Source organism: Anaeromyxobacter soli (genome assembly GCF_022808855.1).
GTDB classification, from domain to species: domain Bacteria; phylum Myxococcota; class Myxococcia; order Myxococcales; family Anaeromyxobacteraceae; genus Anaeromyxobacter; species Anaeromyxobacter soli.
On record NZ_JAKZLF010000071.1, the window covers coordinates 1 to 4,928 of the forward strand.

General features: G+C 72.1%; 5 protein-coding genes. 4 read left to right on the plus strand and 1 reads right to left on the minus strand.

Annotated features, from left to right (window positions below):
* Positions 1-134: 134 nt before the first annotated feature.
* Positions 135-1,208 carry an HD domain-containing phosphohydrolase gene (locus MLV88_RS23735; RefSeq protein ID WP_242341469.1) on the minus strand — a complete coding sequence of 358 codons (1,074 nt, stop codon included), beginning with the start codon at positions 1,206-1,208 and terminating at the stop codon, positions 135-137.
* 270 nt (positions 1,209-1,478) lie between these two features.
* Between MLV88_RS23735 and lipA the strand changes: the two genes are divergently transcribed.
* The 4 genes from lipA to MLV88_RS23755 all read left to right on the plus strand — a co-directional run.
* Positions 1,479-2,363, plus strand: a complete 885-nt coding sequence (gene lipA, locus MLV88_RS23740; RefSeq protein WP_243338815.1) for a lipoyl synthase — start codon at positions 1,479-1,481, stop codon at positions 2,361-2,363.
* 12 nt (positions 2,364-2,375) lie between these two features.
* A complete protein-coding gene (locus MLV88_RS23745) occupies positions 2,376-3,575 on the plus strand; it encodes a thiamine pyrophosphate-dependent dehydrogenase E1 component subunit alpha (protein WP_243338813.1) in 1,200 nt (399 codons plus the stop codon).
* Between the two features lie 17 nt (positions 3,576-3,592).
* Positions 3,593-4,567: an alpha-ketoacid dehydrogenase subunit beta gene (locus MLV88_RS23750; RefSeq protein WP_242362030.1), complete on the plus strand. Its 975-nt coding sequence runs from the start codon at positions 3,593-3,595 to the stop codon at positions 4,565-4,567.
* A gap of 30 nt (positions 4,568-4,597) precedes the next feature.
* The coding region (locus MLV88_RS23755) for a biotin/lipoyl-containing protein (RefSeq protein WP_308197560.1) at positions 4,598-4,928 on the plus strand (331 nt) is incomplete at its 3' end.

Here is a 4,928-nt window from a genome sequence, read left to right on the forward strand (position 1 = left end):
CGAAGCCCCTCCGGCGGGGAACGGTCGCGAACCCGCGAAGCGGGCGCGACCGTTCACGGGCCCCGCCGAGCAGGGGTGGGGCCCCGACGACGGCGGCCAGCCGTCGGCGGGGCGGGGGCGCAGCCCCCGTGAGATCAGATCGGCCTGGCCTGCGTCGTCCGCGCCAGGTCGGCGAGCTCCTCCGGCGACATCGAGAGGAACGCGTCGGCGCAGCGGGGATCGAACTGGGTCCCGGAGCAGCGCGCGATCTCGGCGCGCGCCGCGTCCACCGGGCCGCCCTTGCGGTAGGGCCGGTCGCTCGTCATCGCGTCGAAGCAGTCGGCGATCGCGAAGATGCGCGCGCCGATGGGGATCGCGTCGCCCGCGAGGCCGCGCGGATACCCGCCGCCGTCGTAGCGCTCCTGGTGGCAGAGCACGATCTGCGCCGGCACGTCGAGGAACTCGACCGACTGCAGGATGTTGAAGCCGATCTGCGGGTGCTTGCGCATCTCTTCCCACTCGGCCGGCGTGAGCTTCGCGGGCTTGAGGAGGATCGCGTCGGGCACGCCGATCTTGCCGATGTCGTGGAGGAGGGCGCCGCGGCCGATGTCGGGCAGCTCCTTCTCGGTGAGGCCGAGCCGCTTCGCCACGGCGAGCGTGTAGCGCACGACGCGCTGGGAGTGGTCGCTCGTCTCGTGCTCGCGCGCGTCGAGCGCGGCGACGAGCGACCAGAGCGTCTGGGAGTAGGTGGCCTGCAGGTCCCCGAGCGTCCGCGACAGCTCCGCGGTCTTCTCGCGCACGCGGTTCTCGAGGCTGCGCCGGTAGCGCTGCCGCGCGAGCTCTAGGCGCCGTCGCCCGAGTGCCCGCTCGATCGCGCGGATGAGGTCCGTGACCTTGGGCGGCTTGAGGAGGTAGTCCGCCGCGCCGTTTCGCAGGCACTCGACCGCGGCCTCGGTGTCGCCGAAGGCGGTCAGCATGATGACGGCGGTGTCCGGGTGGAGCTCGCGGATCCGGTCGAGGAACCAGAAGCCGTCCTTGCCCGGCATCCGGACGTCGCTGATCGCGAGCGAGAACTCGCTCAGCCGGGCCGCGTCCAGGGCGGCCTCCGCCGAGGAGACCGCCGTGACGGCGTAGCCCTCCTCCCCGAGCAGGACCGCGATGACGTCGCGCACCGACGTGTCGTCGTCGACGATGAGGATCCGGGTGGGTTCGCTGGGGGACTCCGCCATTCGAGCGCTTATCCTTCGGCGAAGAGGGGGCGCCCAGAAGGGGCGGGTGCCGAAACTATAGCATGCAGGTCGCACCCCCAATGCCCAGCATTCGCCCGGCGGTCGCCCGTTTGAGCGCCGCGTCTTGACCTAGCGCCAGTCCACCGCTACATCCCGCGCGGCAACATGTCCGACACCCCGCGCAGCAGCCTGCCCGTCCTGGGCTCCGCCGGCGAGCCGCCGCAAGACCCGAGATCCATCCTCCAGGCCTTCCGGGAGCAGGGCGTGCCGATGACCGCGCGGAAGCCCGGCTGGCTGCGGGTCAACGTGCCGGGCGGCGAGCGCTACCAGAAGGTGCGCGAGACGGTGAAGGGGCTCGAGCTCCACACCGTCTGCGAGGAGGCGCACTGCCCGAACGTGGCCGAGTGCTGGGGGGGCGGGACCGCCACCGTCATGTTGATGGGCGACGTCTGCACCCGCGGTTGCCGCTTCTGCAACGTGAAGACGGCGGCCCAGCCGCCGCCGCTCGACGCGGACGAGCCGCGCCACCTCGCGGAGGGCATCGCGAAGCTCGGCCTCGACTACATCGTCGTGACGAGCGTCGACCGGGACGACCTGCCCGACGGCGGCGCCGGTCACTTCGCCGACGCGATCCGGCGCCTGAAGGCGATCCCCCACCTCCTCGTCGAGGTGCTGACGCCGGACTTCCGCGGCGACGCCGTCGCGGTGCGCGCGGTCGGCGAGGCCGCGCCGGACGTGTTCGCGAACAACCTCGAGACGGTCCGCCGGCTCACGCCGGTCGTGCGGGATCTCAAGGCCGGCTACGACCAGACCCTCGGCGTCCTCGCGCAGATGAAGCGCGAGTTCCCGCGGATCGTGACGAAGTCCTCGATCATGGTCGGGCTCGGAGAGACCGAGGGCGAGCTCGTCCAGGCGATGAAGGACCTGCGCGCGTCCGGCGTGGAGATCCTCACGCTCGGCCAGTACCTGCGGCCGAGCGCCTGGCACCTGCCCGTCGTCGAGTTCGTGACGCCCGAGAAGTTCGCGGCGTGGCGGGAGGCGGGCCTCGCGCTCGGCTTCCGGTACGTGGCGAGCGGACCGCTCGTACGGTCCAGCTACCGCGCCGCCGAGCTGTTCCTGAGGGGCGAGATCGCCTCGCGAGCCCCTGGTCCCTGACCGGAGCGACTCATGCGCCGAGAGCACGAGGTGGGGGCGGTACCGAGGCGGCAGCGCGGCAACCACCGCGAGTGGGAGCCCGGCCGCTTCGTGAAGGAGTTCCCGCTGTACCGCCTCGTCGCCGAGGACGGCGAGCTCGTCGGTCCGCCCGACGAGGTGACGCTGTCCGACGCCGAGGTGCTGAAGCTCTACGAGCTCATGGTCCTCAACCGGGCGCTCGACGAGCGGATGATCACGCTCCAGCGCCAGGGCCGCATCGGCTTCTACATCGGCTCCATCGGCGAGGAGGCCTCGATCCTCGGCTCCGCCGCGGCGATGGACGAGCAGGACTGGATCTTCCCCTGCTACCGCGAGCACGGCGCCGCGCTCATGCGCGGGATGCCGCTCGTCACCTTCCTGTGCGAGCTGTTCGGCAACGCCGGCGACGCCCTGAAGGGCCGGCAGATGCCGTGCCACGAGGCCTGGCGGCCCGGCCGCTTCACCTCGATCTCCTCGCCCATCTCCACGCAGATCTCGCACGCCGTCGGCGCCGCCTGGGCGGCGCGCCTCAAGGGCGATCCGATGGTCGCCATCACCTACTTCGGCGAGGGCGGCACGAGCGCCCACGACTTCCACACCGGCCTCAACTTCGCGGCGGTCCGCAAGCTCCCGGTCGTGTTCATCTGCCGCAACAACGGCTGGGCGATCAGCGTGCCGCGCGAGCGGCAGACCGGCTCCGAGACGATCGCGCAGAAGGCCATCGCCTACGGCATGCGCGGCGAGCGGGTCGACGGGAACGATCTCCTGGCGGTGCACGCGGCGACGCGGCGCGCCCGCGCGCGCGCGGCGGCGGGGGAGGGGCCCACGCTCATCGAGTGCGTCACCTACCGCGTCGAGGGCCACTCCACCTCCGACGATCCGCGCGCCTACCGCCCGGCGGAGCTGGTCGAGCCGTGGAAGCGGAAGGATCCGCTCCTGCGCATGCGCCGCTTCCTCGCGCGGCGCGGGGCGCTCGACGACGCGGGGGACGAGCGGATCCGCGCCGGCGTGCGCGAGGAGCTGCAGCGGGTCCTCAAGGAGGCGGAGGCGTTCGCGCCGAAGCCGCCGCTCGAGTCCCTGTTCGAGGACGTGTACGCGGAGCCGACCCCGCTCCTCCGCGAGCAGCTCGCCGAGCTCGAGGCCGCGGTCGCCGCCGATCCGCGCGTCGCGAACCCCCGCCACTCCGACGCCTGAACGCCCGGGAGGTCCGCATGCCGACGATGAACATCATCCAGGCGGTGAACGACGCCCTGCGCCTCGAGATGCGTCGCGACCCCGACGTCGTGGTGATGGGCGAGGACGTCGGGAAGTTCGGCGGCGTGTTCCGCGCCACGCAGGGGCTCTACGACGAGTTCGGCGCCGATCGCGTGATGGACACGCCGCTCGCGGAGGGCGGCATCATCGGGACCGCGCTCGGCATGGCGCTCTACGGCCTGCGGCCCGTCCCGGAGATCCAGTTCGCGGACTTCATCTTCCCCGCGTTCGACCAGATCGTGAACGAGGTGGCGAAGTACCGGTACCGCTCCGCGGGTCAGTACTCCTGCCCCATGGTGATCCGCACGCCCTACGGCGGCGGCATCAAGGGCGGCCACTACCACTCGCAGTCGCCGGAGACGCACTTCGTCCACACCGCCGGGCTCAAGGTGGTCGTGCCCTCGAACCCGTACGACGCGAAGGGCATGCTCATCAGCGCCATCCGCGATCCGGACCCGGTGCTGTTCTTCGAGCCGAAGCGCGTGTACCGCGCCGCGAAGGGCGAGGTGCCCGAGGGCGAGTACCAGGTCCCCATCGGCAAGGCGAAGGTGACGCGCGAGGGCTCGGCGCTGACGCTCGTGGCGTGGGGCTCGATGTGGCACGAGGCCGAGCAGGCCGCTCGCGAGGCGGAGGCGGAGGGCATCGACTGCGAGGTCATCGACCTGCGCTCGCTGCAGCCGCTCGACACCGACACGCTCGTCCAGTCGGTGAAGAAGACCGGCCGCGCCATCGTGGTGCACGAGGCGCCGCGCACCTGCGGCTTCGGCGCGGAGCTCGCCGCGATCCTGCAGGAGAAGTGCTTCCTCCACCTCGAGGCGCCCATCACGCGCGTGACCGGGTTCGACACGCCGTTCCCGTACACGCTCGAGAACGAGTACCTGCCGCGCGCGCCGCGCGTGCTGAAGGCGATCCGCGAGGTCGTGTCGTACTAGGGCTGCCCCCGGGCAAGCGAGGCCGAACCCATGGCGTACAAGCTCGAGCTCCCCGACATCGGCGAGGGCGTCGTCGAGGCCGAGGTGCAGCAGTGGTTCGTGAAGCCCGGCGACGTCGTCGCCGAGGATCAGCCGCTCGTCGAGGTGATGACCGACAAGGCGACGGTGGTCATCCCCTCGCCGAAGCGCGGGCGGGTGGTGAGGCTGTTCTGGAAGGTGGGCGACGTCGCGAAGGTGCACTCGCCGCTCGTGGAGCTGGAGCTCGAGGGGGCGTCGGCGCCGCCGCCGTCGGCGCCGAGCACGGCCCAGGCGAGGGCCGGCACGGAGGCGCCCGCGGCCCGGGCCGCGACGCCGGCCGTTC

Excerpts from the sequence above, each read along its gene's own strand:
- MLV88_RS23735 (WP_242341469.1), bottom strand. The coding sequence starts at position 1,208 with ATGGCGGAGTCCCCCAGCGAACCCACCCGGATCCTCATCGTCGACGAC.
- lipA (WP_243338815.1), top strand. The coding sequence starts at position 1,479 with ATGACCGCGCGGAAGCCCGGCTGGCTGCGGGTCAACGTGCCGGGCGGC.
- MLV88_RS23745 (WP_243338813.1), top strand. The coding sequence starts at position 2,376 with ATGCGCCGAGAGCACGAGGTGGGGGCGGTACCGAGGCGGCAGCGCGGC.
- MLV88_RS23750 (WP_242362030.1), top strand. The coding sequence starts at position 3,593 with ATGCCGACGATGAACATCATCCAGGCGGTGAACGACGCCCTGCGCCTC.